30 protein-coding genes are annotated in these 25,835 nt (G+C 69.5%); 16 read left to right on the top strand and 14 right to left on the bottom strand.

Annotated elements, in window-relative coordinates:
- Positions 1-2 precede the first annotated feature (2 nt).
- The 4 genes from AB0M08_RS33425 to AB0M08_RS33410 are packed head-to-tail and all read left to right on the top strand — an operon-like array spanning position 3 to position 2,792.
- Complete coding sequence (locus AB0M08_RS33425) at positions 3-1,025, top strand: alpha-ketoacid dehydrogenase subunit beta (protein WP_364502113.1); 1,023 nt, start codon at positions 3-5, stop codon at positions 1,023-1,025.
- Positions 1,026-1,052: 27 nt separating this feature from the next.
- Positions 1,053-1,772 carry a maleylpyruvate isomerase N-terminal domain-containing protein gene (locus tag AB0M08_RS33420; RefSeq protein WP_364502110.1) on the top strand — a complete coding sequence of 240 codons (720 nt, stop codon included), beginning with the start codon at positions 1,053-1,055 and terminating at the stop codon, positions 1,770-1,772.
- 46 nt (positions 1,773-1,818) lie between these two features.
- On the top strand, positions 1,819-2,055 hold the full coding sequence (locus tag AB0M08_RS33415) for a lipoyl domain-containing protein (RefSeq protein ID WP_364502107.1): 237 nt from the start codon (positions 1,819-1,821) through the stop codon (positions 2,053-2,055).
- On the top strand, positions 2,052-2,792 hold the full coding sequence (locus AB0M08_RS33410; RefSeq protein ID WP_364502104.1) for a 2-oxo acid dehydrogenase subunit E2: 741 nt from the start codon (positions 2,052-2,054) through the stop codon (positions 2,790-2,792). The genes AB0M08_RS33415 and AB0M08_RS33410 overlap by 4 nt, the downstream gene beginning before the upstream one ends.
- A gap of 313 nt (positions 2,793-3,105) precedes the next feature.
- On the opposite strand, the gene AB0M08_RS33405 is transcribed toward AB0M08_RS33410, so the two are convergent.
- The 6 genes from AB0M08_RS33405 to AB0M08_RS33380 form a co-directional block, all read right to left on the bottom strand.
- Positions 3,106-4,782: a subtype B tannase gene (locus tag AB0M08_RS33405; RefSeq protein WP_364502102.1), complete on the bottom strand. Its 1,677-nt coding sequence runs from the start codon at positions 4,780-4,782 to the stop codon at positions 3,106-3,108.
- A gap of 176 nt (positions 4,783-4,958) precedes the next feature.
- Positions 4,959-6,086 (bottom strand): histidine kinase, encoded by a 1,128-nt coding sequence (locus tag AB0M08_RS33400; protein WP_364502099.1) that lies wholly within the window; start codon positions 6,084-6,086, stop codon positions 4,959-4,961.
- 22 nt (positions 6,087-6,108) lie between these two features.
- Positions 6,109-7,821 (bottom strand): GGDEF domain-containing protein, encoded by a 1,713-nt coding sequence (locus tag AB0M08_RS33395; RefSeq protein WP_364502096.1) that lies wholly within the window; start codon positions 7,819-7,821, stop codon positions 6,109-6,111.
- A 715-nt stretch (positions 7,822-8,536) separates the two neighbouring features.
- Positions 8,537-9,310, bottom strand: a complete 774-nt coding sequence (locus AB0M08_RS33390; protein WP_364502094.1) for an SGNH/GDSL hydrolase family protein — start codon at positions 9,308-9,310, stop codon at positions 8,537-8,539.
- An 82-nt stretch (positions 9,311-9,392) separates the two neighbouring features.
- A complete protein-coding gene (locus AB0M08_RS33385; RefSeq protein WP_364502091.1) occupies positions 9,393-9,539 on the bottom strand; it encodes a hypothetical protein in 147 nt (48 codons plus the stop codon).
- Positions 9,518-10,624, bottom strand: a complete 1,107-nt coding sequence (locus AB0M08_RS33380; RefSeq protein WP_364502089.1) for an MFS transporter — start codon at positions 10,622-10,624, stop codon at positions 9,518-9,520. Before AB0M08_RS33380 ends, AB0M08_RS33385 begins: the two co-directional genes overlap by 22 nt.
- Before the next feature lie 53 nt (positions 10,625-10,677).
- On the opposite strand from AB0M08_RS33380, the gene AB0M08_RS33375 reads away from it, so the two are divergent.
- Entirely contained in the window at positions 10,678-11,472 is a 795-nt protein-coding gene (locus AB0M08_RS33375) for a helix-turn-helix transcriptional regulator (protein ID WP_364502086.1), read from the top strand.
- Here the strand turns inward: AB0M08_RS33375 and AB0M08_RS33370 are convergent.
- A complete protein-coding gene (locus AB0M08_RS33370; RefSeq protein ID WP_364502083.1) occupies positions 11,462-11,977 on the bottom strand; it encodes a hypothetical protein in 516 nt (171 codons plus the stop codon). The genes AB0M08_RS33375 and AB0M08_RS33370 overlap by 11 nt on opposite strands.
- Before the next feature lie 507 nt (positions 11,978-12,484).
- Here AB0M08_RS33370 and AB0M08_RS33365 point away from each other — a divergent pair.
- Both AB0M08_RS33365 and infA read left to right on the top strand, forming a co-directional pair.
- Positions 12,485-13,255, top strand: coding sequence for a GNAT family N-acetyltransferase (locus AB0M08_RS33365; protein ID WP_364502081.1), 771 nt, complete (start codon positions 12,485-12,487; stop codon positions 13,253-13,255).
- A 25-nt stretch (positions 13,256-13,280) separates the two neighbouring features.
- Complete coding sequence (gene infA / locus AB0M08_RS33360) at positions 13,281-13,502, top strand: translation initiation factor IF-1 (RefSeq protein WP_364502078.1); 222 nt, start codon at positions 13,281-13,283, stop codon at positions 13,500-13,502.
- A gap of 118 nt (positions 13,503-13,620) precedes the next feature.
- Here the strand turns inward: infA and AB0M08_RS33355 are convergent, their stop codons facing one another.
- Positions 13,621-14,103 carry a TetR/AcrR family transcriptional regulator gene (locus tag AB0M08_RS33355; protein ID WP_364502076.1) on the bottom strand — a complete coding sequence of 161 codons (483 nt, stop codon included), beginning with the start codon at positions 14,101-14,103 and terminating at the stop codon, positions 13,621-13,623.
- Between the two features lie 16 nt (positions 14,104-14,119).
- On the opposite strand from AB0M08_RS33355, the gene AB0M08_RS33350 reads away from it, so the two are divergent.
- Positions 14,120-14,584, top strand: coding sequence for an MBL fold metallo-hydrolase (locus tag AB0M08_RS33350; RefSeq protein ID WP_364502073.1), 465 nt, complete (start codon positions 14,120-14,122; stop codon positions 14,582-14,584).
- A 7-nt stretch (positions 14,585-14,591) separates the two neighbouring features.
- Here AB0M08_RS33350 and AB0M08_RS33345 read toward each other — a convergent pair whose 3' ends face one another.
- A complete protein-coding gene (locus AB0M08_RS33345; RefSeq protein ID WP_364502070.1) occupies positions 14,592-15,191 on the bottom strand; it encodes a TetR/AcrR family transcriptional regulator in 600 nt (199 codons plus the stop codon).
- 118 nt (positions 15,192-15,309) lie between these two features.
- On the opposite strand from AB0M08_RS33345, the gene AB0M08_RS33340 reads away from it, so the two are divergent.
- Complete coding sequence (locus tag AB0M08_RS33340; protein WP_364502068.1) at positions 15,310-16,047, top strand: SDR family oxidoreductase; 738 nt, start codon at positions 15,310-15,312, stop codon at positions 16,045-16,047.
- A complete protein-coding gene (locus AB0M08_RS33335) occupies positions 16,047-16,922 on the top strand; it encodes an SDR family oxidoreductase (protein ID WP_364502065.1) in 876 nt (291 codons plus the stop codon). Before AB0M08_RS33340 ends, AB0M08_RS33335 begins: the two co-directional genes overlap by 1 nt.
- On the opposite strand, the gene AB0M08_RS33330 is transcribed toward AB0M08_RS33335, so the two are convergent.
- Positions 16,861-17,505 (bottom strand): TetR/AcrR family transcriptional regulator, encoded by a 645-nt coding sequence (locus AB0M08_RS33330; protein ID WP_364502063.1) that lies wholly within the window; start codon positions 17,503-17,505, stop codon positions 16,861-16,863. The two genes, AB0M08_RS33335 and AB0M08_RS33330, sit on opposite strands and share 62 nt — an antisense overlap.
- A 66-nt stretch (positions 17,506-17,571) precedes the next feature.
- Between AB0M08_RS33330 and AB0M08_RS33325 the strand changes: the two genes are divergently transcribed.
- A complete protein-coding gene (locus AB0M08_RS33325; RefSeq protein ID WP_364502060.1) occupies positions 17,572-18,597 on the top strand; it encodes a hypothetical protein in 1,026 nt (341 codons plus the stop codon).
- 142 nt (positions 18,598-18,739) lie between these two features.
- Positions 18,740-19,024, top strand: coding sequence for a hypothetical protein (locus AB0M08_RS33320; protein WP_364502057.1), 285 nt, complete (start codon positions 18,740-18,742; stop codon positions 19,022-19,024).
- Between the two features lie 87 nt (positions 19,025-19,111).
- Here AB0M08_RS33320 and AB0M08_RS33315 read toward each other — a convergent pair whose 3' ends face one another.
- From AB0M08_RS33315 to AB0M08_RS33305, 3 genes are all read right to left on the bottom strand, one after another.
- A complete protein-coding gene (locus AB0M08_RS33315) occupies positions 19,112-19,867 on the bottom strand; it encodes an HXXEE domain-containing protein (protein WP_364502055.1) in 756 nt (251 codons plus the stop codon).
- A 20-nt stretch (positions 19,868-19,887) separates the two neighbouring features.
- Positions 19,888-20,247, bottom strand: coding sequence for a hypothetical protein (locus tag AB0M08_RS33310; RefSeq protein WP_364502052.1), 360 nt, complete (start codon positions 20,245-20,247; stop codon positions 19,888-19,890).
- Positions 20,248-20,436: 189 nt separating this feature from the next.
- Positions 20,437-21,045, bottom strand: coding sequence for a TetR family transcriptional regulator (locus AB0M08_RS33305; RefSeq protein ID WP_364502049.1), 609 nt, complete (start codon positions 21,043-21,045; stop codon positions 20,437-20,439).
- 125 nt (positions 21,046-21,170) lie between these two features.
- Here AB0M08_RS33305 and AB0M08_RS33300 point away from each other — a divergent pair, with 125 nt between their 5' ends.
- The 3 genes from AB0M08_RS33300 to AB0M08_RS33290 are packed head-to-tail and all read left to right on the top strand — an operon-like array spanning position 21,171 to position 24,372.
- Positions 21,171-22,097, top strand: a complete 927-nt coding sequence (locus AB0M08_RS33300) for an ABC transporter ATP-binding protein (RefSeq protein ID WP_364502046.1) — start codon at positions 21,171-21,173, stop codon at positions 22,095-22,097.
- A complete protein-coding gene (locus tag AB0M08_RS33295) occupies positions 22,094-23,686 on the top strand; it encodes a multidrug ABC transporter permease (protein WP_364502043.1) in 1,593 nt (530 codons plus the stop codon). Before AB0M08_RS33300 ends, AB0M08_RS33295 begins: the two co-directional genes overlap by 4 nt.
- Before the next feature lie 35 nt (positions 23,687-23,721).
- On the top strand, positions 23,722-24,372 hold the full coding sequence (locus AB0M08_RS33290; RefSeq protein WP_364502040.1) for a TetR family transcriptional regulator: 651 nt from the start codon (positions 23,722-23,724) through the stop codon (positions 24,370-24,372).
- Positions 24,373-24,736: 364 nt separating this feature from the next.
- Here AB0M08_RS33290 and AB0M08_RS33285 read toward each other — a convergent pair whose 3' ends face one another.
- The gene (locus tag AB0M08_RS33285; RefSeq protein ID WP_364502038.1) at positions 24,737-24,904 is read right to left on the bottom strand and encodes a hypothetical protein; all 168 of its coding nucleotides are present in this window, start codon (positions 24,902-24,904) and stop codon (positions 24,737-24,739) included.
- A gap of 237 nt (positions 24,905-25,141) precedes the next feature.
- Between AB0M08_RS33285 and AB0M08_RS33280 the strand changes: the two genes are divergently transcribed.
- A complete protein-coding gene (locus AB0M08_RS33280) occupies positions 25,142-25,438 on the top strand; it encodes a lysylphosphatidylglycerol synthase domain-containing protein (protein WP_364502035.1) in 297 nt (98 codons plus the stop codon).
- Positions 25,439-25,835 lie beyond the last annotated feature (397 nt).

The raw sequence follows: 25,835 nt of genomic DNA, 5'->3' as shown, positions 1-25,835 counted from the left end.
TCATGACTACTCAGGCGCAAGCCGCCCCGGCCGCGCAGGACTCCCCGGAACGCGTCCTCGGCATGGTCCAGGCCATCAACGACGCGCTGGACGTCGCCATGTCGATGGACGACACCGTCTTCGAGCTCGGCGAGGACATCCAGGACCCGGCCGGCGGCGGTTTCAAGGTACATAAGGGCCTGTCGACGAAGTTCGGGCTCGACCGGGTCCGGCCGACCCCGATCTCCGAGCAGGCGATCATGGGAGCTGCGGTCGGCGCGGCCATCGCCGGCATGCGGCCGGTCGCCGAGATCATGCTGATGAACTTCATCTCCGTCGCGGCCGACCAGCTCATCAACCACGCAGCCAAGATCCGCTACATGTCGGGCGGGCAGACGAAGGTGCCCCTCGTGGTCCGCACGACCACCGGCGCCGGCGGCGGATTCGGCGCGCAGCACTCCGACATGCTCGAAGCACCGCTGACGCACACGGCGGGCCTGAAGGTCGTGGTGCCCTCCACCGCGGCGGATGCCAAAGGGCTGCTGCTGTCCTCGATCTTCGACGACGATCCGGTGGTCTTCGTGGAGATGTTCATGCTCTATTACTCGCAGAAGGGGCATGTGCCGCCCGGCGACTACCGTGTCCCGCTCGGCAAGCTGCGCACCGCCCGGGAAGGCTCGGACGTCTCGCTGATCAGCTGGGGACGCCAGGTTCACGAGTGCGTGGCTGTGGCCGACAAACTGTCCGCGGACGGCATCGACGCGGAGGTCATCGATCTGCGCTCGCTCGTGCCGTTGGACCGCGAGGGTCTGCTCAACGCCGTCGGCCGGACCAAGCGGGCCGTCGTCGTACATGAGGCGGTGCGCCGCAGCGGGTATGGCGCCGAGCTGGCGGCCACCATTCACGAGGAGCTGTTCGGTGAACTCGCCGGGCCTGTGCGCCGCGTGGGTGGAGCCGACACACCGGTTCCCTACGCCCGGAACCTGGAGGCGGAGTTCCTGCCGCATGCCGGCCGTATCGAGCAAGCGGTGCGCTCGCTGTTCTGACCGGCCGGGCGACGAAGGAGCAGAACGATGACGCAACATCTCAAGGACCCCGCGACCGACCTCGCGCCGAGCGACGACGCCATGCTGACCGCATACCTGGACTCGGCGCGGCGCATCATCACCCTGGCCCGTGAAGTGGGAGAGACCGCGGCGCCGGAGCCGGTGCCGGCCTGCCCCGCATGGACGATACGCGATCTACTCGCGCACGTGACCAGCGTCGGGCGGTTGACCAGCTCGGGCACAGGATTCGGCGACGATCCGCAGAAGACCGTCGACCGTGAAGTGTCCGCCCGGCGGCAGACGAGCCTGGCTGGCATCGCGGACGAGTTCGAGTCCGTGCTGCCGACGGTCGAGGCCCGCTTCGCCGGACGCTCGGTCGGGCCGCTGGTGGTCGACCTGGTTTCGCACGAGCACGATCTGCGTACCGCCCTGGGTCCGGCCTACCGCGATCACGAGGCGGGACTTCCCGAGGCGCTGTCGGCCATGGTCGCCTGGGTCCGGTATCTGGACCTGGTCGGCGAGCGCGGGCTACTGCTGCGTACCCCCGAGGTCGCCGCGCTGTTCGGCGGTCCGCAGGTCGCCGCCGAAGTCGACCTGCCCGACGCCTGGGAGCTGTTCCGCCTGCTCGGCGTCCGCCGGTCCGCCGACCAGTTACGCGCCTACCGGCAGAACGGCGACGGGTCGCTGCTGTTCGACGTGACGAGCCGCTATCCGCTGCCCGAAAAGCCACTCGAGACCGACGGCTGAATCCTCGCGGCACCGAGGACGACACGACAAGCACTTAAGGAGAGGTATGGCAGTCGAGGTAAGAATCCCACAGCTCGGTGTGACGATGCAGGAGGGGGAGTTGGTGGAGTGGCTGGTAGCCGACGGCGCCACCGTCTCCACGGGGGATCCGATCTACGTCCTCGGCACCGACAAGGCGGACAACGAGATCGAGGCACCCGCCGACGGTGTCCTGCGCATCAAGGTGCAGGAACGCGAGACATGCGAGGTGGGCACCCTCGTCGCTGAGATCGAGCAGGCATGAGCGCACCGCCGCTGGCCGGCCACCGGAAGCCTCTGTCGCGTATCCGCCGGATCATCGCCCGGCGGATGCGCGAGTCACTGGGGGCAACCGCGCAGCTCACCGCGGTCCACGAGGCCGACGTGAGCGACTTGGTGGCCCTCCGCGAACGGGCCAAGAGCACGTTCCGGGAGAAGGAGGGCATCAGCCTGACCTTCCTGCCGTTCTTCTGCCGTGCTGTGAGCGAGGCGTGCACCGAGCACCCGGAGTTCAACGCGTCGCTCGACGAGAACGAGAAGGAGGTCATCTACCACCCCACAGTGCATCTGGGCGTGGCCGTGGATACTCCCGCCGGCCTTCTGGTCCCGGTGATCCGCGACACGGGTGACAAGACGGTGCCGCAACTGGCCAGGGCCATCGCCGACCTGGCGGAGCGAGCCCGCAGCGGCCGGTCGAGCCCGGACGAGTTGTCGGGCAGCACCATCACGATCTCCAACATCGGTGGCGCCGGCTCGTTGACCGAGACACCCATCCTCAACTATCCGGAGGTGGCCATCCTCGGCACCGGGGCGATCGTCCGGCGCCCCAGGGTGCTATCCGGCCCCGACGGCGAGCAGATCGTCGCCCGGTCGGTCTGCTCGCTACCGCTCACCTACGACCACCGGCTCATCGACGGAGCAGCGGCCGGACGCTTCTTGACCACCGTCCGGCGGCTGCTCACGGCAGACCGATTCGAGGCCGAGCTGGCGGCGTACCTCTGATCCCGGCAACACACCGCACGATGAGCCCTGGCATTTCTCTTTCGGATGGTTCTACCTCGCCGCCGATGGCGACCACGGCGGCGAGGTAGGACTACGACGACGGTTCGGTGATCCAACTTGATCACCGAACGCGAATCCCATGCTCTCCAGGCCAGCGCCCGAGACCGCATTGCCCCAGATCCGGCACCGCGAGCTGTCGACCCGAGCCGACTTCGACCTCCTACGCCAGCGAATCCTGCTCGCATAGGCAGATCATCTCGACCACCGTTTCTGCGCCAGAGCCGTTCTTTGTACAGTCCCGACCAAAAGATCGTTAGGGCGCAGTGTGGCCGGTGATCTTGTTGGCCCAGGCGATGAACTTGTCGGGGTCCTCGTTGGCACCGTGGCCGGCGTCCCAGTACATCAAGTGGTCGACGGTGTCGCCGAGGGTGTGGAAGCCGGCGGCGAGGTTGGCCGAGACGGTCAGGGCGGTGTCGGTGTCGCTGGTGCCGAGCCGGATGAACCAGTTCTTGGCCCGGCCCTCGTTCTTCTGTTTGATGAAGTACATCGGGTTCATCAGCGTGAGCAGGTCGGCGATGTCGTCGCCCACGGTCGTGCCGGTGCCGCTGGAGTCCTTCTTCGCGCTGTAGGCGGTGAAGTGGCGCGCGTCAGTGGTCTCGGTGCCGAATTCGATGTTCTCACCGGCGGACAGGTCGAAGGCGTCGAAGGCGGGTTCGGTCTTCTTGCGCCGGCCCAGGTGGGTCAGGTAGTCGGCGAAGCTGAACCGGGCCTTGCCACCGGAGTACTTGATCCACGTGTTGGTCGCCAGGTAGGCGGTGCGGTCAGTGCTGGAGAGGTTCGCCAGGTAGGTTCCGGCCGACGGCTGCAGGTACTGGGTGAGCAGGTAGTCCTTGTAGCGGGCCGCGGTCAGCGTCCGGTCGTCCAAGCCCTTGAGCCCGAGCCCGTCCTGATAGGCGGGGAACGCCTCGGACAGGTCCTTGGAAACGGTCTGATCGACCTGCTGGCCGTTGGCGGCCAGGGATCCGTACAGGAACTCGTACGCGGTGTCGGCGTTGTCCAGGTCGGTGATCGGGCAGTAGGCGGCGACCCCGAAGATGGCGTCGCTGGCGTCGGCGGCGCCGAGTTCGGTCAGGTACTTCTCGTAGAGGTCGCTGTCGGCGGAGGCACCGAGCAGGGCGGAGACGCCACCGCCGGCGCTGCTGCCGTCGGAGACCATCTTGTCGGTGTCGCCCGGCAGGTCAGCCTTGTTGTGCCGCAGGTATCGGACTGCGGCCTTGAGGTCGACGATCACCGCCGGGGCCTTGCCGAAGAAGGTGCCGTCCGTGCTCTTGTTGTCCCGGCCGCGAGCGGCGACCGTGACGACGACCCAGCCGTTGGCGATCGCCTCGTAGACGTTCTGCCCCAGCGACCCGACACCGGTCGCCACCCCGTTCTGCCCGACACCCGCCGCCCCGCTGGCACCGGCCTGCGGCATCCCACCGCCCGGCGCACCGCTGGCCCCGCCACCGGGGAAACCGCCGCCCGCCGCCCCGCTGGCACCGGCCTGCGGCATCCCACCGCCGGGAGCCCCGCTCGCGCCGGCCTGAGGACCACCGTTGGCTCCGGCACCGCCACCTGGGCCGCCCATACCACCGCCGACCGGCATCCGTGCGGCGAGCGGGTCGTCGGTGGCCTCGGAGGAGAGGTAACCACCGACCGGGATCTCGAACAGGATCGGCGCCTTGCTCGCGTCGATCTCCTTGCCGTCGATCTTGGTGGGAACGGCGATGCTCAGGCTCTGATAGTTCACGTCCACCGGCTTGGACACGTACGGAAGCTTGCTCCACAGCTTGTACGTGATCTCACGGTCGCCGGCCGAGGTCGGGACCGTTGCGGTCTTCTCGGTGAACGCGTTCTTGTCGAACTCCAGGGACGCCGTCGTGGCACCGGGCGACGAGTCCGCGGACGGCTTGTCGTCGTCACCGGAGCAGCCCGCGACGGCGGACACCACGCCGGCAGCCGTAACAGCAAGCACAGATCTGCGCTTCACAAGAAGTCCTCTCGACGGTGGAATTCGTCAAGAGTTGCCATGAGTCCGGCTCGCGGCATCTGACCGTAGTAGTCATCGCTACTACTACTGGCGTAGTAGCTGCGCCGAACATCCTCGGCCCATTCTTTGGTTTCGTGTCATCGAGGTGCCGGAAGGGTGACGTGTACGGAGAACCGGCCATCCTGAGTGCGACCGATCTGCGCGCTGCCATCCGCGGCTGCGGCACGCTCGCGCATACCGATCAGCCCGAACCCCCCGTCTCGGGTCGAGGCCGTCTCCGGCACGCCGTTGATGATCTCGAGCTGGAGACAGTCACGTTCGTACCGCAAACGTACGTGGATGGTGTCGCCATCGCCGTGTTTGCGGGCATTCGTCAGTGCTTCCTGGATGATTCGGTACGCCGCCAGGCTGCCGCTGGCCGACAGGTCACGGACCTCTCCGGAATACTCGAAGTCGATCTTCGCTCCGGTTGCGGCGAAACCCGCCAGCAGCTGCGGCAACGTGTCCAGCCCCGGCTGCGGATGGGCGGGTGATTTGCCGGCTCCTGGCTCCCGCAGCAGCCCGACGATTGCCGCCAGCTCCTTCAGTACGACCTGGGATGCCTGCCGGATGTGATGCAGCGCCGGCTCGGCGGCAGAGGGCTGCCGCGACAACGCGTACGCCGCGGCGCCGGACTGCACAGTGATGACAGCCATATGGTGAGCCACCACGTCATGCAACTCCCGGGCGATCCGCAACCGCTCCTCGGCGACCCGTTGCCGGACCTCCTGTTCTCGGCCGACCTCGACGCGGCGGACCCGCTCTTCGACCTCGGCGAGGTAGGCACGGCGATTACGGACCGCGTCACCGTAGGCCACCGCGAGGCCGGTCCACGCAAACGAACTGAGAGCAGCCAGCGTCCACAACTGCGACGACTGTTCGAAGGCCGACGCCGCCCACCAGGCACCACCAGAGGCCAGCGCCGCCGCCCAGGAGACCCGGCGACGGGAGTGCAGGGCCAGCCGATACAACGCGGCGACCATCGCGGCGATCAGCGCGGGAGTGCTCCACCCGATCGCCTCGTAGACAACGGCAGTCAGGACCACGACGGCGAGTACCGGCAGCGGGGCAAACGTGCTGAGGCCGATCGCGATCGTGACGCCCACCGCCGAAACGAGGTCGACGGCGAGCGGGATACGGCCGTGTCCCATTCCATGCAAGGCGCCGACGACGCTCAGCACGCCGACGGCGATCGCAACCGACCAGTTCAGCAACACCGAACGCACGAACTCACCGTAGGCTCGGTGATCACTCGTCACGTCCTCCACCAGTCGTAGACCGACCTACTACTACGGCAGTAGGCCACACGAGATCACCCTGATCAGAGGGCAAGGCCAGCAGTCTGTCGAACTCGTACGGCGGACACCCCTGCAGGTCGGCCTCCCGCGCTTGCCGGGAAACAGCAGCTTTGAGCTGGTGCTTGTTCTGGTACATAGCCTCGTCGGCGCGCTGCAGCAGGGCGTCGGCGTCATCGTCGCCGGGGCCGGCAAGCGCGACACCGACGGCACAGCGTACCTGCACCGGTGTGTCGCGGATCATGATGGGCCGCTCCATCTCCGCGTGAAGACGACGGACCACGACCTCGGCGCCGTCGAGGTCGTCGATGTCATGCAGTACAACGACGAACTCGTCGCCGCCAAGCCGGGCGATGACGAGCTCGTCGCTGCCGAGCCGGGCGGCGAAGTCGCGGCCCAGCACCGAGCGGCGCAACATGCCGGCGAACTCCACCAACATCCGGTCGCCCGCGGCATGGCCGAGGGCATCGTTGACCTGCTTGAAACCATTCAGGTCCGCAAGTAGCAGGCCGACGGATTTGTTGTTGCGCGCGGAACGTGCCAGAGCGCGCGAAAGCGCTTCGTTCAGGTGAGCACGATTGGCCAATCCGGTCAACGCGTCGGTAACCGCCAGCTGGTGATTCTCGCGCAGCACCGTGACCTGGCGAAGCAAGACCAGCACCGTCAGCGCCATAGCGCCCAGCACCACGCCCAGCCGTTCGTGAAGGGCACCATCGCGAAGGGTGCTGTCGAGCAACAGCAGGAGACCGACCACCACCCCCGCATACGGCATCACGGACACCGCACCCTTCGGCCGACCAGGCCGGACATCGACCGGGACGGCTCTGGTCTGCTCGAAGGCAGCCGCGGTGAAAAGGAAGTGAGCAACCATGATGACGGCGACCGCCGTACTGGTGTCATGGTCAGAACCGGGCCGGGAGATCAGGTAGCCGACACCGACGTTACCGGACAACTGCAACAGCAACGCGTTCGCGAGCAGACGAACTGGCCGGCGCACCGATGGGTCAACGCCGTTCAACATCACCAGCGCGACACCGAAGAGCAACACCGCGTAGCAGATCGGGAAGATGATGGCCGGGGCAACCGGTACGACTCCGCTGGGCTGACCAGAGCCGAAGTAGAAGGTGACCTTACCGTTCGCGAGGTTCGCGGTAATCGCCGGTCCCGTGACGTAGTGCCACATCAGCATGCCGCCAGCGATGACAACGATGCAGACGTCAAGGGTGGTCTTATGCTTCGAAAGGCCGCCGGAAGGACGCGGAAGTAACAACAGCCCCGTCAACATCATCGCGACGAACGCGAGCCGTACGGTCTCACCGAAGAACGGCATCTGCATATCCGGAGCCACGACCTGGCCAGCGATCAGTACATGGTTGGCCGCCCCCAGCGTCAGCAGCCCAAGAGCAGCCGCAATGAACCCCCAGGCGCGGCGGACTCGCCGGCTCAAGCCGCGACGCGCACCGACTGCCACGGCGCAGGCGGTCCCGACGCCGTCCATCATCAGCTGGGCGAGATTGCCGTACCAGGACGCCGCACTACCGCTGTCACTCAGCGCTCCGACAATCGCCGCAGCCAGCAACAGGCCAGTGAACATATAGAGCACCGCCGGCCGGACCCACCGTTGAACCGTGTCTTGTTCCACGCCTACCCCCACCAGGCTGCCCATTCGCAACACACCAATCGGCCACCCGGCCTCCGACACCAGCGATCCGCCTCCCGAACATCCGGCCGTTCCCCGGCTACTCCCGTCCCGTACCACGGGAGGCGAGTTCATCCGAACTGGCAAACCCGGGTTCAGCGCGGTGGCCGCTCCCGCCTCGGCGTCCGGGGCTGGGCCAGAGTGACCGCCTTTCCGCAGGAACGGATTGTCGCCAGAGGGACGTCGTCGTTGGTGCTGCTGAACAGGCTCGCCAGCGCGTCGACGCCGTGATAGTCGGCCAAGACTTGCTCGGCAACGAGACCGGCCGACTTGTCGATGACCTCGGCGCCGAACCGGCCGCGCCGACGACGAGATCCTCGCGCGCATCTGGGCCACTCACCACACGAATGTGCACCCCTTCGGCGCTCACTCCATCGACATCGACGGTGAACTTGATCGGCTCGACACCGCCCGCCGACTCAGATGAGACCTACTGACGGTTACTCCTAGTCAGGTAGGCCATCCGACGCGTAGGCACCGCCTCGTGCTGCCCTGTGCCGCCGAGTTTGCCCGGACTATGCCCGCACGTAGATCAAAAACGCGGTCCGCCACGAAGACGAACCGCCTCCTTACCGGCATCCAGGACCTAATCGGCGGCGGAGCACGCCAACCTCCTCGATGCCCGCGTTTGCACAGCCGGCAGTGTGGAGGGCTTCGAGCAAGATCCGGGCGGGGCCAGGCGTTACGCCAGGTGGGCGACGATGAGGTCGGCGACCGCGGCCATGCCGGCGGCGTTCGGGTGGAACGAACCCATCGTGTCGGCCGGGGCGGTGGAGAACGGGGCGATCCAGGGCCGCGCGGCGCCGAGGGCGTGGGAGCGGCTGATCCGGGAGGCGGCGATCAGCTCGGCGCCGGAGGAGGCCGCGGCTTTCTCGTACGCCGTTTCGAGGGCCGCCTGGATCTCGCGGAACAGGGCGACCTCGGCCGGCTCGAACGGGGCGGCCGTGTCCGGGCCGAGGATCGTCAGGTAGTCGACGAGCAGGACCCGGGCGCGGGGTGCCCGCTCCCGGACCCGGGCGACGATCTCGGCCAGGCCGGATGCCGTCCGCTCGACGTCGGCCGCGGACGGCACCGGCAGGCCGTCCGGGAAGTCGGCGGCCAGCATCGTCGCGATCTGGCCGCCCGGCTGGGCCCGGGTCCAGGCGGTGAAGAGCAGCGCGCCCATGTAACGCAGGTCGTTGCCGCCCGCGGTGACGGTGACCAGGTCCGCGGAGGTGGGCAGGCCGGCCAGCTGTGGCGGGAACTCGGCGCCCCACATCGTCACCTGCCGCTCGTCCAGGATGGTCGCGGTCGTGGCGCCCGAGATCGTCAGGTCGGTCAGGGTGGCGCCCAGCGCCCGCGCCAGCAGGTGCGGATAGTTGCCCGCCGACCGCATCGCCGCCACGTCGACCAGTGGTTCGATGCCCGGACCGGACGCGAACGAGCTGCCCAGGGCGGCGTACGAGAGAGGCGTCATGGGCGCGATCATGCCACTCCCCGGTACGGCCGGTGATCCCGTCGGAGCCGAACGGGCCCGGCGGCCGTGGTCCGGGCCCGCGCTACACGCGCGCCGGGTGGCTGTGGTGCTCGGCCGCCGTGTCGTAACGCCAGAACGGGCGTACCGTGACCGCGACCAGCAGGACCAGGGCCGCGCAGGCCAGGGCGGTCCACGACCAGGCGATGGTCAGGCCGGTGACGCCGGCCATCGCTCGGCGCGCAGGTCACCGAGCCGGGGACCGCCGTTGACCACCACCGTGAACACGCCCTGCAGCCGGCCACGGAACTGTTCCGGCACCGCCGTCTGCAGGATCGTCTGCCGGTACACCGCGCTGACCAGATCGGCCGACCCGGCGAGCACGAGCAGGGCCACCGCCGCCCACAGCTGGTGCATGACTCCGGCGGCGGCGATCGCCAGCGCCATGACGACCACGGCCGCGGTCAGCGCCACGCCCTGCCGGCGGACCGCCCCCAGCCAGCCGGTGAACAGGCCGCCCAGCACCGCGCCGAACGAGATCGCCGCGTAGAGCGGCCCGGCCCCGCCGTGAAAACGGGTCACGGCGGCCTGCGGGAACAGCGCCTCGGGCATGGCGAGGGTCATGACCGCCAGGTCCACGGCGAACGACATCAGCAGAACCGGCCGCCCCCGCAGAAAACGCAGACCCTCGGCGACCGAGCGCAACCCGGGCCGCCCGGCGCGTTCCCCGGGTGGCATCGGCGGCAGGCGCCACGCCGCGAACAGGACCGCGGTGAACAGCAGTGCATCGGTGCCGTAGGCGATCACGAAACCGTGCGGGGCCGCGAGCGCGACACCGGCGAGCAGTGGGCCCACCACCTGGCCGGCGCTGGAGACGAGATAGGACAGGGCGTTGGCGGCGGGCACCTGGCCGGTGGGCACCAGGGACGGCAGCATCGCGCCCCGGGCCGAGGCGGAGAAGGCGAACGAGCCGGTCTGGACGGCCACGGCGGCGAGGATCAGCGCCGGTGAACCGGCGCCGACCACGCTCAGGGCGAGCAGCGTCAGCGTCATGGCCCAGGCGGTCAGCGACGACATCAGGTACGCCCGGCGCCGGTCGACGGCGTCCGCGACCGCGCCGCCGTACAGGCCCAGCACGACGACGGGCAGCACGCTCGCCAGCCCGTTGAGGCCCACCACCAGCGAGGAGTGGGTCAGGGCGTACAGCTGAACCGGGACGGCGACCACGGTGACCGCCATGCCGAGCACGCCGGCGCACTGACCGAGGAAGAGCCGCCGGAAGGCGGGGATCGCCAGGGGGCGAAGGTCGACGCTCACTCCACCACGATCGCGGCTCGCGGCGCGTCTGACTTCCGATAGGCTGCCATCTTATGTCGCAAACTCGCCACAGCCATCTCGCCGGCGAGACCATCGCACGACACCACCACGACGACCATCAGTTGCTGTACGTCAGCAGCGGCGTCCTCGCCGCCCGCACCGACGAGGCCGCCTGGGCGGCCGGACCCGACCGCGCCCTGTGGATCCCGGCCGGAACCTGGCACCACCACCGGGTGTACGGGCGGAGCACCGTCCACACGCTCGCCTTCCCCGCCGGGGAACCGCTGCTGGACGGCCGTACACCCATCGTCATCGCGGTCTCCGCCCTGCTGCGGGAGCTGTTGATGGCCTCCACCGAGCCCGGACTGCCCACCGCCGAGGGACGGCGCCTGCGCGCGGTGATCCGCGACCGGGTGCGCCGCGCGGACGTCGAACCGGTGATGCTGCCGGCGGCACGCGACCCTCGGTTGAGCCACGCCTGCCGCCTCGTCGAGGAGGACCTGGCCGTGCCGCGCACCATGACCTGGCTGTCCCGGCGCACCGGAACCAGCGAACGCACCCTGGCCCGCCTGTTCCGCGACGAGTACGGCAGGACGTACCCGCAGTGGCGCACCGACACCCGCGTCTTCCACGCGATGATCGAACTGGCTCGCGGCGCCACGGTGACCGAGGCCGGGCACCGCTGCGGATGGGCCACGACGAGCGCCTTCGTCGACACCTTCGCCCGGACCACCGGCCAGACTCCCGGCGCCTACCGGACGGCGGCGTCCCCAGACCGGCCCACCCCCGACACGCGCCGAAGCACCAGCGGGCAGGTCGAGGCGCCGGGCGGCGCGGTCAGCGGGTGAGGCCCGGGGTGGGCGCAGAGGTCGGGGTCGCCGGGCGGGGCGCCTCCCGGCGGGCGACCGGCGGCGGCGCGCTGACCGACGGCCGCTGCGAGGTCAGGCTCGCCGCGGCGGAGGCCCGTACCGGCGGGGTGGGCGTGTGGTGCAGGGGCAGGATCGGGCCCCGGCCGTTCTCCGGCATCCGGCCCTGCGGCAGGCCGCTGCGGTAGTAGGCGGCCGCACCGTGCACCACCGCGCTGAAGCCGCCCGCCGCCGGGTTCTGTCCCATCGCGTTGTACCAGCCGTAGGAGCCGGCGAACGCGGCCTCCGCCACCCCGGCGGCCAGACGCCGGTAGCTCGGGCTGCCGCCACGGGCCAGAACGTTCAGCTCCTCCCCCGCCGCTTTCAGCCCGGGGACACCGGCCAGCGCGATTCCGGTGCCATACACCGGACCGGCGGCCGCGCTGTTCGCATCGGCCCATTTCGCGAATAGTCCGGCACCCTGTCCCACGTAGGGTGCTAATGCCATTCCGCGTTCCACGGTCTCCCCGTTCCGGGAAAGCCATCTCCCTTTCGATGGCTGCGCCACGCCGATCGCGCTGTCGCGGTCGTCGGTGCTGTTCAGCGGCGTTTGCGGACGGGAGGGACCGGGTTCACCGGTGGCTGGCGACGACATCATTCCTCCTCGGGAATAAGCCGGGCGGGAATGGTCATCCACGACCCGGCTCCTCCATCATGAGGACTGTTCCGAGGTAATGTCTCGACGATTAACGGAGCCTTGATGGGCTATTGACGGACCTTTGACGGCACCCGGCACGCCCACGTTCCGTGCCGCGGGTTCGCGGGGCGCCGGCGGAAACCCTTGGACGGCGTGTCGAGCGGGCTGGTAGTTTTCGCCTCGCCGTGGCACTGCTGGAGGAGGTGAGACCCGTGAACGTTGTTGCGATGTGGGTGCTCACCCTGTCGTCACGGACCGGTCACTGACGGAGGTGTCACCGGGAGCGCCCCACCCCCTGGCGATCCTGAGAGGCACACCATGAACCATGTGGAATTCAGTCGCGACGTGCTGGTGTCGCGCGTCGCGGACGGGCAGTGGCACGCTCTGGAGGACGACCTCGTGGTCGGCCGCGCGGCCGCGTCGCGCCGGCCGGACGGGCGGATGTTCGTCAGCGTCGACGCCTGGAACGATACCGCCTTCGCGCGGCTGGCCGAGGCGATGCTGGCCGCCCTGCCGAGGCCGCTGCACACCGTCGTCGAGGAGTCCGAGACCGATCTGACCGCACAGTGGCGGCGCAGCGGTTTCCGCACCCGGCGCCGGGAGTGGGAGTACGCGGTGCCCACCGATCCGCAGGTCACCGGGCTCGGCACGAGCCTGCCGCCGTCCGGAGTGACGATCAAGGCCTTCGGCAGCGCACGCGTGGAGCCGTTGCGGGAGCTGGACGCCGCGATCCGTGCCGAGGTGGCGGCCGGGCCCGGTTGGCAGGACATGCCGGCCGAGATCCTGGCGCCGCCCACCCCGGATCCGGCGAAGTACGCCGTGGCCGAGGAGTCCGGCCGGTACGTGGGCCTGCTGCGAATGGCGATGGTCACCCGGCTGCCGCGGATCGGGTTGATCGCCGTCCGGGCCGGTTCCCAGCGGCGTGGGATCGGGCGGGCGCTGCTGGCCCACACGCTCGGCGCGTTGTACAGCGTGGGCAAGCACACGGCCTCGGCCGAGGTGTCCGAAGCCAATACGGCCGCAACGGTACTGTTCGAGGGCGTCGGCGCCCGGCGCACCGGATGCAACCTCGAACTGGTCCTCCGGTGATCGACAACGACAGGAGGCGCTGACCATGCCACGGACGTCGAATGGCATCGAGCTCGAAGGCACCGTTGTGGAGTGCATGCGCAACGCCATGTTCAAGGTGGAGTTGCAGAACGGCCACACGGTGCTGGCCCACATCAGCGGAAAGATCCGTAAGCACTACATCAAGATCCTTCCGTTCGACCGGGTGCTGGTGGAGCTGAGCCCGTACGACCTCACCCGGGGCCGGATCCTCTTCCGGTACCGCTGAGGCGTGCTCGAGAAGGCTGAGCCGCTGTATGGGGCCACGGTGTGGCGGTGATCGATAACTGCGACGCCGACCACTGAGGTGCGGCGATTCCGGGGCGGTGGCGACGCCCGCCCCGGAATCAGCCGATGCCGAGCGTGAGGACTCGCGCGAACGAGGCGCTGGCGCGCTCGATCAGGGTACCGGGATCATCGTCGGGTGACTTCGCGGCCAGGTAACAGGCGATCGCGACCTGCCCGGCCAGCATGGCCGTGGCCTCGTCGGATCCACGGTGGACGAGGAGCTCACCCAGCTTCCGGGCGATCTGCTGGGTCTTGACCGCGTCGCGGTCGATCAGCTCCGGGTGCTGCTCGACGAGCCGGAAATGGCGGGTGTATCCCTGCGGGTCGGACACGGCCACGGTGAGCAGTTCCAGTACGACCGGGCGCAGCTGCTCGACGGCGTCGGCCAGGGATGTCGCGGCGGCGCCGTTGTGCCGCGCAGCGGCCGCGATCGTGTCGAGCAGTTCCTGTTGCCGGGCGAAGACGACCTCCTGTTTGTCGCCGAAGAGCCGGAAGAACGTTCCCCTCCTGGTCGCCGGGCCGGTCGTCGAAAAGGCCCGCAAGGCGGGCTTCACCAACGTGCGCGCCCTGGAAGCCTGGCAGAGCGCCCGGGTCGGCGACCTGACCATCAACGCCGCACCCGGGCAGCACGGCGTGCACGAGGTCACCTACGTCATCACCGGCGGCGGCCGCAGCGCCTACTTCGCCGGGGACACGCTGCTGGTCCCCGAACTACTGACACTGACCGAACGGTACGGGCCGATCGACGTCGCGCTGCTGCCCATCAACGGCCTGCGCATCCGGATGGCCGGCAACAAGCAGGTCGTCATGAACGCCGAGGAGGCCGCCGAACTTACCGCCGCGCTACGCCCGAAACTGGCGGTCCCGCAGCACTACGCATTCACCGGCGGCCCGATCGGCGACCGCTTCATCCTCAAGAGCGACAAGGACCCCGCCCGCTTCGTCGACGCGGCGGCCCGCCTGGCCCCTACCGTGCCGGTCACGGTCATCAGCCCCGGCGAACCGCTCACCGTCGCACCCTGACGGAGGCTCACGCCGCCGCGCCGTCCAGGGCGTTGGCCACCAGGGCCGCGGCGAAGGCGGTGTCCAAGGGCGCGTCCGGGATGAGCAGGCGGTGGTAGCAGGCGCCCCAGAGCTGGTCGACCAGCATGCCGAGGTCCACGTCGCCGCGCAGTTGGCCGCGGGCGCGGGCGCGCTCGAACGCCTCGACGGCGAGCGCCCGGCGGGGTAGGGAGTATTCGCGGGAGTAGGCGGCCGCCAGGTCGGGGTCGGTCTGTGCCGCGCCGATCAGTTCGGCGATCACCGGGCCGCCGCCCTCCTCGGTGAGCAGCCGGACGAAAGCGGTCAGCTGCCGCGTGAGGTCGGCCCGGATGTCGCCGGTGTCCGGGAACTCGAGCGCGTGCCGGCTGCGGGCGAAGTACGCCTCGGCGGCCAGCGCGCCGGTCGAGGGCCACCATTTGTAGAGGGTCATCTTGCTGGATCCCGCCGCGGCGGCGACCCGGTCGAAGGTGACCGCCTTGATGCCCTCGCTGAACAGCAGGCGCCCGGCCGCCTCCAGCACGCCCGCACGCACCTCCGCCGCCGGGCGGCGGCCACGGCCCCGGCGGACCCGTTCCGTCGGCTCGTCCATGGCCGCGATTTTAATGGACGGTTCGTCTTTATTCAAGCCGGGCCCTACATGGACAGCCTGTCCTTTTCTTGCTAGCTTTTTATGGACAGGCAGTCCACAACTCTTCCCAGGAGTCACCGTGAGCAACACCGCTCCCCGCTCGGCCATCGTCACCGGCGCGTCCGGCGGCATCGGCAAGGCCGTGGCCGAGCGCCTGGCCGCCGACGGCATGTCCGTGCTGGTGCACTACGCCGGCAACCCGGCCACGGCCGAGGAGACCGCGGCCGGGATCGTCGCCGGCGGCGGCACGGCCACCGTCCTCGGCGGCGACGTGGCCGACGAGGACGCCATGGCCCGGCTGTTCCAGCACGCCACGGAGACGTTCGGCGGCATCGACGTGGTGGTCAACACCGCCGGCATCATGCCGCTGGCGCCGGTCGCCGAGATGGACCTGGACACGTTCGACCGGATCCAGCGGACCAACGTACGCGGCACCTTCGTGGTCAGCCGCCTCGCCGCCCGCACCGTGCGCCCCGGCGGCGCGATCATCAACTTCTCCACCTCGATCACCCGGCTGCAGATGCCCACCTACGGGGCGTACGCCATGTCGAAGGGCGCCGTCGAGTCGCTCACCCTGATCCTGGCCCGCGAGATGCGCGGCAAGGACGTCACCGTCAACGTCGTGGCCCCCGGCCCGACCGCCACCCCGCTCTTCTTCGAGGGCAAGCCGCAAGCGGTCATCGACCACATCGCCTCGCTGAACCCGATGGAGCGCCTCGGCACCCCGCAGGACATCGCCGAGGTCACCGCGTTCCTGGCCGGCCCGGGCCGCTGGGTCAACGGCCAGGTGCTGTACGCGAACGGCGGCGCCGCCTGATGTCCGTCGTCCTGATCACCGGCTCCAGCACCGGCATCGGCCGCCTGACCGCGCTCACCCTGGCCCGGCAGGGCCACCAGGTGTACGCGAGCATGCGCTCGCTCACCAGCCCGGACGGCGCCGCCACCGCCGCCGAGTTCGCCGGCGTCGAGAACCTGCACGTGGTGGAGCTCGACGTCACCTCGCAGGAGTCGGCGAACGCCGCGGTCCGCTCGGTCGTCGACCGGGCCGGCCGCCTCGACGTGGTCGTCAACAACGCCGGGCACCTCTACGTCGGCTACGTCGAGGCGTTCACCGACGACGACCTGACCCACCTGATCGACGTCAACGCGGTCGGCGCCCACCGGGTCAACCGCGCGGCCCTGCCCTACCTGCGGGAACAGCGCTCCGGCACGCTGCTCTACGTCGGCAGCACGATCATCGTCACCACTCCCCCGTTCCTCGGCCCGTACGTCGCCTCCAAGGCCGCGTTCGACGCCCTGGCCGTGGTCACCTCCTACGAGGCGTCCCAGTTCGGGATCGAGACGACCATCGTGATGCCGGGCGCGATCACCCGGGGCACCGCGCACTTCCCGAACGCCAGCCGCGCCACGGACACCGCGGTCACCGCCGCCTACGCCGCGCTCGACCCGCTGGTCGCCCGCAACGAGGAGGCCACCGCGAGCCTGGTCCGTCCCGGCATCGACCCGGATCCGCAGGGCGTCGCCGACGAGATCGCCCGGGTCCTGGCCCTGCCCCGCGGCGAGAAGCCGTTCCGTACCGTCGTCGACTTCACCGAGGCCGGCGTCGACCACGTGATGGCCTTCGCCGACCTCACCCGGGAGGCCTTCGTCCACCGCCTGGGCTTCGGCGAGACCCTGCGACTCCAGCGGTAACCGCACCACGCCCGCGCACGAGTGGCAGGAACACCTCGTCCACGATCTCGACCAGCACCTCGTCGGGGACCGAGGGGATGCCACGCGTCGCGTACTCGGCCCGCAGCAGCATCATCGGAGTGGTCGCGACCCGATGATGCGCGGCGGCGGCCGGCGCCTCGCCCCGGGCCGCGGCCCGATCGAGCATCGCCATCCAGGCACGGTCCATGGTGTCCGCGCCGGAACCCTCACGCATGAGGGTGAGCAGCTCCGGGTCGTCCGCCGCGGCGGCGAGGAGGCCGCGCAGGATCGCCCCGTACGGCGAGGACCACGTCTCGTTCGCCCGCCGCAGCATCTCCAGCGCGTCGCCCCGCAGGGTGCCGGTGTCCGGATGGGGCATCGCGGCGTCGGACAGGTGCCGGTACGCCGCGATGCCCAGCGCCGCCCGATGCGGCCACCGGCGGTAGATGGCGTTCTTGTTGGTCCCGGCCCGGGCGGCGACCCGGTCCATGGTCATCCCCGCGTACCCGGACTCCCGTAACTCCTCCGCCGCCGCGTGCAGGATCGCCTGTTCCAGTTCCGCACCCCGGCGCCTCGTGCTCATGCCTTGCAGGGTACTGGGCGTACCTTATAGGGTACGCGACGTACCTTATCGAGCGAGGGGACTCCGATGCGCGTCTTCGGCATGAACTACGACACCGGCTTCGTGAGCGCCGGCTCGACCACCCACGAGCCCTTCGACCCCGAGACCGTCCGGCGCGACCTGCACGTCATCCGCGACGAACTGCACTGCGACGCGGTACGCATCACCGGCGGCATCCAGGACCGCCTCGAACTGACCGCGCGATTCGCCGCCGAGGCCGGGCTCGAGGTCTGGTACTGCCCCTTCACCAACGGCCTCGACCGCGACGAACTCATGGCGTTCCTGCTCGACGGCGCCGAGCGGGCCGAACGCCTGCGCCGCACCGGCGCCTCGGTCGTCTACCTCACCGGCTCCGAGATCGCCATGTTCACCGACGGCTTCCTGCCCGGCCGCGACCTGCCCGAACGCATGGCGCTGCTCACCGACCCGGCCCGGATGCGGGCGGCGATCCCGGCCGCACAGGCCGCGGTGGCCGACTTCCTCGCCGAGGCGCTGCCCGCCGTGCGCCAGCGTTTCGGCGGCCCCGTCGGCTACGCCTCGATCCCCCTGGAAGCCGTCGACTGGACGCCGTTCGACATCATCGCCAGCGACGCCGGCTACCGCGACGCCACCAACGCGGCAACGTTCCCGCAAACCCTGGCCGCGGCGGTGGCCCAGGGCAAGCCATATGCAGCAACCGAATTCGGCTGCTGCACCTTCCACGGCGCCCCCGACGTCGCCGGCCAGCCGGAGCCGGTGACATACGACGAGCAGGGCCGCCCCGCAAAGCTCACCGCAGCACTGGAGCGCGACGAGGAGGGCCAGTCCCGCTACCTCATCGACCTACTGCGCGACTACGAGTCCGGCGGCGTGGAGGCCGCGTTCGTCTACACATTCGCCAACCGCCACCTCCCGACCACCGACGACCCGAACCACGACTACGACCTGGCCGCCCGCGGCATCGTCCGCGTCCTGCCCGACGGCTCCTGGACCCCAAAGGCCGCTTTCCACACCCTTTCCGCGTACGGCCGTTCCCGCGCACAGACCCGATCGTCCACCGAACGCGCGCTGTAACAGTGGTCACGCCTTGATGCGTGACGTGCGAAAACGTGCGGAGCATCCGGCCTGGCACTGCGAGCAGTCGGCCTTGGTCACGGCTGCGGGCCACAGGCCGGGGTCGACGTGGTGTCCGGCCGCGCGGATCGCGGCGTAGAGGATGAACGCCGCCGGGCGTCGGTTCGACGAGCTCACCGAGCCCGAGGACTGGTCGGTCGCCGAGCAGAAGATCGCTCTCGCGCATCGCGGGGCAGGACGCCTCGACGACGCCCTGCGCCACATCGACCTGGCCCGGTCCAGTTCCACCACCCCGTCGCCGCTGCAACAGGTCCGGCTCGACACCGCACACGGGCACATCCTGTTGACCGATCCCGCGACCCACAACGAGGGAATCTCCATCTTGGACCGCGCTGCGGCCACCAGATCGGACTTCGCCGCCGATTGACGCTGCCGGCGCGCTCGCGGGCGACGCTCGAAGACCTGTTCCTATCGAGATAGGTGTAGCGCCCCGCACTTCCGTCGTCGTTCGGTGTCAGCCGTTCGCCGTGGCTGCGGATTGCGCCGGGGCTTCGTGTGCTGGGGCGGGCTGTGACGGCCAGGTCCGGTCGGCGAGCCACGGGATCACGAGCAGCAGCAGCGGGTCGAAGGTTTGGATGGTGATCGCGGCGGCTTCGGAGAGGGCGCCGTTGCGGAGGCCGGCGAGCATGCCGAGCAGGACCAGTTGGGCGAGGACGGAGGCGAGCAGGTTGGCGGCCAGCGTCGGGTAGCTGGGCTTGCCGGGGCCGAAGCAGGTCGCGAGGGTCCAGGCGGCGAGGGGGATGAAGATGATGCCGGCGGTCAGGGTGCCCGGGGAGTAGCCCATCGGTGTGGCGAGCCCGGTGATGTGACTGAGCGCGTTGGTCAGGAGCAGGCCGGCTCCGGCGAGGCCGATCGCGTGATGGCGGCGGGCCAGGACGGCTGCCGCGACCATGACGATCCAGATGAATGGGATGTTGACGGAGACGAAGAAGGCGGGGGTGAACGGGCATCCGCTGACGCCGTCGAATCCGAAGGTGTCGCACGCGCTTGCCGGGAAGGCGAAGGCGTGCCCTCGGGCGTCGATGCCGTATTCCTCGAAGTTGTGCAGCATGTAGGCCGCCGGCATAGTCCAGGCGAGCCAGACCGGGTCGCGCCATCGTGAGACGGCGAGGTTCTGGCGGAAAAGGTCGGTGAAGAACAGCAGGGCGAGTAGGACCGCGGCGGCGCCGAGGCCGACCGAGCTCCAGTAGTGTTCGAACCAGTCCCACATGGCGATTCCCCTTCGATTGGTTACGACGCGGGCGTGGCGTCGAACTCGATGAAGTCATCGATCTTCAGTGAACGCATCAGCGCTGCCACAGGGCGTGGGAGGTCCGCGCGTGCCTCGGCGCTGCGTCTGCGTGGGCGGCTCAAGGCGTACCGCGCGCCGGCCCGGGTCATGGAGCCGCCGCCGGCAGCGAGCATGTTCAGCGCCCAGTTGGCGTCGCGGTGGTACGCCAGGCCGACCAGGAAAGTCCCGTTCTGTGTCCGGTAGGCCTGTACCGGTGAGTTGAATTCCCGGCCGCTGCGACGTCCCCGGTGATGCAGCACGACGAGCGGCGGGAGCCTGCGGGCGAGCGACATCAGCAGTGGATTGGCGTACTTCGTCATCCCCGGCACCCGGCCGAGGACGGGTGTCCTGCCGTCTCGGTTTCCCATCGTGGTCGTCTCCTACCTCGGTCCGGCACCGGCTCCTGCTCCGGCGCCCACAATTCCATGATCGTGGAATTATCGAGAGAGTAAATTCCACGCTTGTGGAAGTCAACACGAGATGGGCGACCACCGGGTGGCGGCGCGGGCTCAGCCCAGCGGGGCGGTGAGGTATCGCTGAACGGCGGGGGCGCACCAGGCGACGAGGGTGCCACGGTCGAGATCGGCGATGGGGCCGGCCCGTACGACGTATCGGGCGATGGCGATGCCGAGCAGGTGTGCGCCAGCGAGGGCGGCGCGGGCATGGCCGCCTTTTCCGCCGAGGTGTGGGGCCAGTTCGGCGAGGAAGCGGGCGTTGAGCACGGCCTGCAGGCGGTCGGCGGCGCGATCGGAGACGATGGCGGAGCGGACGATCGCGAGCAGGGCCGCTGAACTGGCCGGATCCTCCCACAGGGTCAGGTAGGTGTCGACGAGGCGTTCGCCGAAGTTGTCCGGGTCTCCGGTGACGGCCCGTGCGACGCGCTGGGTGAACTCCTGCGGGATCTCCAGGGCGGCGTCGAACAGGTCGTCCTTGCTGCCGTAGAAGTGCCGGATCAGGCCGGTGTCGACGCCGGCGGCCGCGGCGATGACGCGCAGTGACGCCCCGTCGTAGCCCTTGGCGGCGAATTGTTCGCGAGCGGCGTCCAGGATCGCCTGGCGGGTGCCACTGTCGCCGCCACCGGTGGGTCGGCCAGGGGTTCGGCGGTTTTCCGGTTCCACGGTTCAGGACAGTAGCAAGCCGGTAGCTTAACTCATCGCATGTTGACTTCAACGCTCGTGGAATTTATCGTCGAATGGTAACTCTTCGACTGTGGAATTTATCGGATGCTCGGGAAGGGCATGGCATGAGTGCGGTCATCGAAGTGGAAGGCCTGGTCAAGTCGTTCGGCGCCTTCCGGGCACTGGACGGCCTCGACCTGCACGTCGAGCAGGGTGAGGTGCACGGCTTCCTAGGTCCCAACGGCGCGGGTAAGTCGACGACGATCCGGGTACTGCTCGGTCTTCTGAAGGCCAATGCCGGACAGGTCCGGGTGCTGGGCGGTGACCCGTGGCGCGACGTGGTGACACTGCACCGCAGGCTGGCCTACGTGCCCGGCGACGTGACGTTGTGGCCGGGCATGACCGGTGGTGAGGCGATCGATCTGCTCGGCAAGCTGCGCGGCGGCCTGGACGAGGCCCGCCGCGAGGAGCTGATCGAGCGGTTCGAGCTGGACCCGACCAAGCGCGGCCGGCAGTACTCCAAGGGCAACCGGCAGAAGGTCGCTCTGGTCGCCGCACTGGCCTCCGATGTCGACCTGCTGATCCTGGACGAGCCGACCTCGGGACTGGACCCGCTGATGGAGGCGATCTTCCAGGAGGAGATCGCCAAGGAGAAGGCCAGGGGCCGCAGCGTGCTGCTCTCCAGCCACATCCTGAGCGAGGCCGAGGCCCTCGCCGACCGGATCAGCATCATCCGCGCCGGGAAGATCGTCGAGACCGGCACCCTCGACCAGCTACGCTCGCGCACCCGCACCACCATCCACGCCGCCTTCACCGAGACTCCGGCAGGCCTCGACGGCCTGCGCTTCATCCACGACGCGCAATTACGCGACGGCCGGTTCACCGGCACCGTCGACGCCGAGCAGCTCAGCGCCGCGATGGCCGAGCTCAGCCGTTACCCGCTCGCCTCCCTGACGGTCGCCCCGCCGTCACTGGAGGAGCTGTTCCTGCGGCAGTACGGCACCGACAGTGACGTCGAGGCGGCGCGCTGGGCCAAGGGTGCGGCGGCATGAACCAGACCCTGACCGGCGCGCCGCCGCTGCTGCGCGCCGCCCTCAAGCAGGACGCCCGCAACATCGGCCCGTGGATCGTGCTGATCACGGCACTCTCGGCGTCGTCGGTGCTCGCCTACGGGTGGGTGTTTCCCGGCGTACCGGAAAGAAGGGAGCTGCAAGCGACCCTCGGAGCGAACCCCGCGCTGAGCCTGATCTTCGGCCCGGCCCGCGACCTGATGACCGCCGACGGGTTCAACGCCTGGCGGGCCGGCGCCCTCGGCACGTTCTTCGCCGCCCTGATGGCGATCTTCATCGTGGTCCGCAACAGTCGCGCCGACGAGGACTCCGGCCAGGCCGAACTCCTCGCCTCCGGCGTGCTGGGCCGCCAGACCCGCCTGGCCGTCGCCATGATCATGGCGGCCCTCGCCTCGGTCGTCCTCGGCGTCTTCTCCTGGCTGGTCACCACGGCCTTCGGCGGTGGGGCCCTGAACTCCCTCGCGCTGTCGGCCACGTTCACCGCCTCCGGGCTGATGTTCACCGGCGTGGCCGGGATCGCCGCGCAGCTCGGCTCGGACGCGCGGGCCGCGAACAGCATCGCGGTCGCCACCCTGGGCATCGCGTTCGTCGTCCGCGGCTACCTCGACGCCAGCGAGGCCACCGCCTGGACGGTGTGGCTGACCCCGCTGGGCTGGCTGGAGGAGGTCCGGCCGGCTTCCGGGAACAACGGCTGGCCACTGCTCCTGGCGCTGGGCCTGGCGATCGTGCTGGCCGCGGCGGCGCTCGTCCTGCACGGCCGTCGCGACTTCGGACTCGGCATGATCGCGCCCCGGCGGGGACCGGCGCGCGCCGGGCTGGTCGCCTCGGTGTGGGGCCTGGCGCTGCGGGTCAACCGGGGTTCGCTGATCTCCTGGCTGGTGGCGTTCGCCGGGCTCGGTGCGGTCTTCGGGTTCCTGGCCACCTCGGTCGGTGACGTCTTCGCCGCCAACCCGGCCATGGGCGGGCTGATCGCGGCCGGTGCCACCACCGAGGCCGGGCTCCTCTTCGGCTTCCTGGTCACCATCCTGCAACTGGTCGGCATCATCGCCGCCGTCTTCGGCGTGCAGATCGTCATGCGGATCTACGCCGAGGAGGTCGACTGCCGGGTCGAACCTGTCCTGGCCGGCGCGATCAGCCGGGCGAAGTACCTGGCCAGCAACGCGCTGATCGCCTTCGCCGCACCGGCGGTCGCGCTGCTGATCGCCGGCACGGTGATCGGCCTGATCGCCGCCTCCGCCGAGCCGGGCGTCTCCGCCGGCGACGTCATCCGGCAAGCCGTCGCGACCATCCCCGCGGTGTGGACGATCGTCGCGCTCGCACTGGCCGCGGTCGGCGCCCGCCCGGCGGTCCGGCTGGTCGGCTGGCTCGGCGTGGTGCTCACCTTCGTGCTTACCCTGCTCGGACCGCTGTTCAAGCTCTGGGACTGGATCCTCGGGATCAGCCCGCTCTGGCACGTGCCGAACGTGACCGCCACCGCCGTCGACTGGTCCGGCCTGGGCGGGGTCGGCGCCGTCGCCGTCCTGTTCACCGTCGTCGGCTTCGCCGGCTTCCGCCGCCGCGACGTCATCTGAGAACCCGTCACCTGACCAGCGGAGGGAAACCCATCGTGGTACGACGTAGCGGGCGCCGCCCCGGCACACCCGACACCCGTGAGTCGATCCTCGCTGCCGCCCGGGAGGCCTTCGCCGACAAGGGCTACGACGCGGCCTCCATCCGCATGATCGCCACCAGTGCCGGGGTCGACCCGGCGCTGGTGCACCACTACTTCGGTACCAAGGACAAACTGTTCCTCGCCGCCATGAACGTCCCGATCGACCCGGAGAACCTGATATCCACCGTCGTCACCGCACCGGCCGGGGAGTTCGGTGCCCGGATCGTCGCGATCGTCCTCGACCTGTGGGAATCCCCGGCCGGTGCCGCCGCGCTCGGCCTGCTGCGCTCCAGCATGACCAACGAGACCACGGCCCGCCTGCTGCGCGACCTCATCCTCACCCAGGCCCTGCGCAAGGTGATCGCCGGGCTGAACCTCGACGAGCAGGAGGCGCCCACCCGGGCCGGGCTGGTGATGTCACACGTCGTGGGCCTCGCGGTCACCCGGTACGTCCTCAAGGCCGAGCCGATCGCCTCGACCCCACGCGCGCACATCGTCGCCGCCGTCGGCCCCACCGTTCAGCACTACCTCACCGGCGACCTGACCGGCGTGTTCGCGCCGGAAATCGTCAGCCTCCCCTCCGGCGTACCGAAACAGGAAGCATGACCGTGACCAGTCGCCCCGCCGAGAAGGTCGACAGACCGCCCGCCGCCGGCCGAAGTCGAGGGCGTGCCTGGATCCGGCGCGGCGCTGTCATCGCGATCATCGTGTTGTTCGCCATCGAACTCGTCGTGGGTTGGCCGTCGCTGTCCGAGGCGCTGTCGCAGTTGCGGGCTCCGCACGCGGGCTGGCTCACCGCCGCGGGCGCCGCCGAAGTGATCGCGATGGGCGCCTACGCCCGGATGCAGCAGTTCCTGCTCGCCTCAGCTGGCCTGCGGGTGCCGATCCACCGCAACGTCGGGCTCGCCTACGCCGCGCACTCGCTCAACGAGACCCTGCCCGGCGGGCCGGCGTTCTCCACCCAGTTCAACTACCAGCAGATGCGCCGCTTCGGCGCCACCCCCGCCGTCGCCTCCTGGGTCATCGCCCTGTCCGGCATCCTGTCGACCACCGCCCTCGCCCTGGTCACCGCGGCCGGCGCGCTGGCCTCCGACGGCGAGCCCAACTGGCCCGGCCTGGCCGGCCTCACCGTCGCCACCGCCGGGATCATGTTCGGCGTGCAACGGGTGACCCGGCGTCCGCAGATGCTGGAACCCGCGGTCCAGGCCGTACTGGGTCGTCTCAACCGGCTCCGCCGCCGACCGGCCGACCAAGGGCTCGACCAGGTGCAGGGGTTCATCGGGCAGCTCGGCACTGCCCGGCTGACCGCCGGGCGCGGCGCTGCGGCAGCCATCTTCGCGATCCTGAACTGGCCCTGGACGCCGTCTGCCTGTGGATGTGCCTGCGCGCGGTCACCGACGCACCAATCAACTCCACCCAAGTGCTGCTCGCCTTCTGTGCCGGCATGGCCGCCGGCACCATCACCATCGTCCCGGGCGGGCTCGGCATCATCGACAGCGCGCTCATCCTCGGCCTGGTCACCGGTGGCGTCGACACGCCTACCGCGATCGCCGCGGTCGTGCTCTACCGGATCATCAGCTTCGGCTTCATCATCGGCGCCGGCTGGATCACTTGGCTGATCATGCGCGGTCGGCACCGCGAACACCTCGCCGCGATGACCGTCCCTGAGTGACGGCACCCCAAAAGTCCACGAGTGTGGCATTTCGAATCAGGGTAACTCCACGGATGTGAAAATCATCCTCGCGGGATGAGTCCGCATGGCCTGTGCGATGCCACGTTGCGGGGTATCGGCGGCCACCGGAACACCTCTACTCGAGGGAGCGAGCGTGAGGCTCGACCGCGTTCTTCCTGGCCGGTTGTTGTGTCCGGGTGGAGTCCCTGATAGTGGTGTAACGCGGTTGGCGTGATCGTCGGACATGCTGTCCGGCATAGAACGCGGCCATCGCGTGATCTTTCGAGCGAACGTCTCACGGAAGAGCTTGTCAAGTTGTCTGTGTAAGTTGATCTGGATTCATTGATGGTGGAGATCGTTATCAGGTGTTGGGTTCGGCGTTTGGGTGCTTCTCGAG

Source organism: Actinoplanes sp. NPDC051851 (genome assembly GCF_040681165.1).
Classification (GTDB): Bacteria; Actinomycetota; Actinomycetes; order Mycobacteriales; family Micromonosporaceae; genus Actinoplanes.
Note: the sequence above shows the minus strand (reverse complement) of the source record. Positions and strands in the feature narration are given on the sequence as shown.

Excerpts from the sequence above, each read along its gene's own strand:
- AB0M08_RS33425 (WP_364502113.1), top strand. The coding sequence starts at position 3 with ATGACTACTCAGGCGCAAGCCGCCCCGGCCGCGCAGGACTCCCCGGAA.
- AB0M08_RS33420 (WP_364502110.1), top strand. The coding sequence starts at position 1,053 with ATGACGCAACATCTCAAGGACCCCGCGACCGACCTCGCGCCGAGCGAC.
- AB0M08_RS33415 (WP_364502107.1), top strand. The coding sequence starts at position 1,819 with ATGGCAGTCGAGGTAAGAATCCCACAGCTCGGTGTGACGATGCAGGAG.
- AB0M08_RS33410 (WP_364502104.1), top strand. The coding sequence starts at position 2,052 with ATGAGCGCACCGCCGCTGGCCGGCCACCGGAAGCCTCTGTCGCGTATC.
- AB0M08_RS33395 (WP_364502096.1), bottom strand. The coding sequence starts at position 7,821 with ATGGGCAGCCTGGTGGGGGTAGGCGTGGAACAAGACACGGTTCAACGG.
- AB0M08_RS33390 (WP_364502094.1), bottom strand. The coding sequence starts at position 9,310 with ATGACGCCTCTCTCGTACGCCGCCCTGGGCAGCTCGTTCGCGTCCGGT.
- AB0M08_RS33385 (WP_364502091.1), bottom strand. The coding sequence starts at position 9,539 with ATGGCCGGCGTCACCGGCCTGACCATCGCCTGGTCGTGGACCGCCCTG.
- AB0M08_RS33375 (WP_364502086.1), top strand. The coding sequence starts at position 10,678 with ATGTCGCAAACTCGCCACAGCCATCTCGCCGGCGAGACCATCGCACGA.
- AB0M08_RS33370 (WP_364502083.1), bottom strand. The coding sequence starts at position 11,977 with ATGGCATTAGCACCCTACGTGGGACAGGGTGCCGGACTATTCGCGAAA.
- AB0M08_RS33365 (WP_364502081.1), top strand. The coding sequence starts at position 12,485 with ATGAACCATGTGGAATTCAGTCGCGACGTGCTGGTGTCGCGCGTCGCG.
- infA (WP_364502078.1), top strand. The coding sequence starts at position 13,281 with ATGCCACGGACGTCGAATGGCATCGAGCTCGAAGGCACCGTTGTGGAG.
- AB0M08_RS33345 (WP_364502070.1), bottom strand. The coding sequence starts at position 15,191 with ATGGACGAGCCGACGGAACGGGTCCGCCGGGGCCGTGGCCGCCGCCCG.
- AB0M08_RS33335 (WP_364502065.1), top strand. The coding sequence starts at position 16,047 with ATGTCCGTCGTCCTGATCACCGGCTCCAGCACCGGCATCGGCCGCCTG.
- AB0M08_RS33330 (WP_364502063.1), bottom strand. The coding sequence starts at position 17,505 with ATGAGCACGAGGCGCCGGGGTGCGGAACTGGAACAGGCGATCCTGCAC.
- AB0M08_RS33325 (WP_364502060.1), top strand. The coding sequence starts at position 17,572 with ATGCGCGTCTTCGGCATGAACTACGACACCGGCTTCGTGAGCGCCGGC.
- AB0M08_RS33320 (WP_364502057.1), top strand. The coding sequence starts at position 18,740 with ATGAACGCCGCCGGGCGTCGGTTCGACGAGCTCACCGAGCCCGAGGAC.
- AB0M08_RS33315 (WP_364502055.1), bottom strand. The coding sequence starts at position 19,867 with ATGTGGGACTGGTTCGAACACTACTGGAGCTCGGTCGGCCTCGGCGCC.
- AB0M08_RS33310 (WP_364502052.1), bottom strand. The coding sequence starts at position 20,247 with ATGACGAAGTACGCCAATCCACTGCTGATGTCGCTCGCCCGCAGGCTC.
- AB0M08_RS33300 (WP_364502046.1), top strand. The coding sequence starts at position 21,171 with ATGAGTGCGGTCATCGAAGTGGAAGGCCTGGTCAAGTCGTTCGGCGCC.
- AB0M08_RS33295 (WP_364502043.1), top strand. The coding sequence starts at position 22,094 with ATGAACCAGACCCTGACCGGCGCGCCGCCGCTGCTGCGCGCCGCCCTC.
- AB0M08_RS33280 (WP_364502035.1), top strand. The coding sequence starts at position 25,142 with ATGTGCCTGCGCGCGGTCACCGACGCACCAATCAACTCCACCCAAGTG.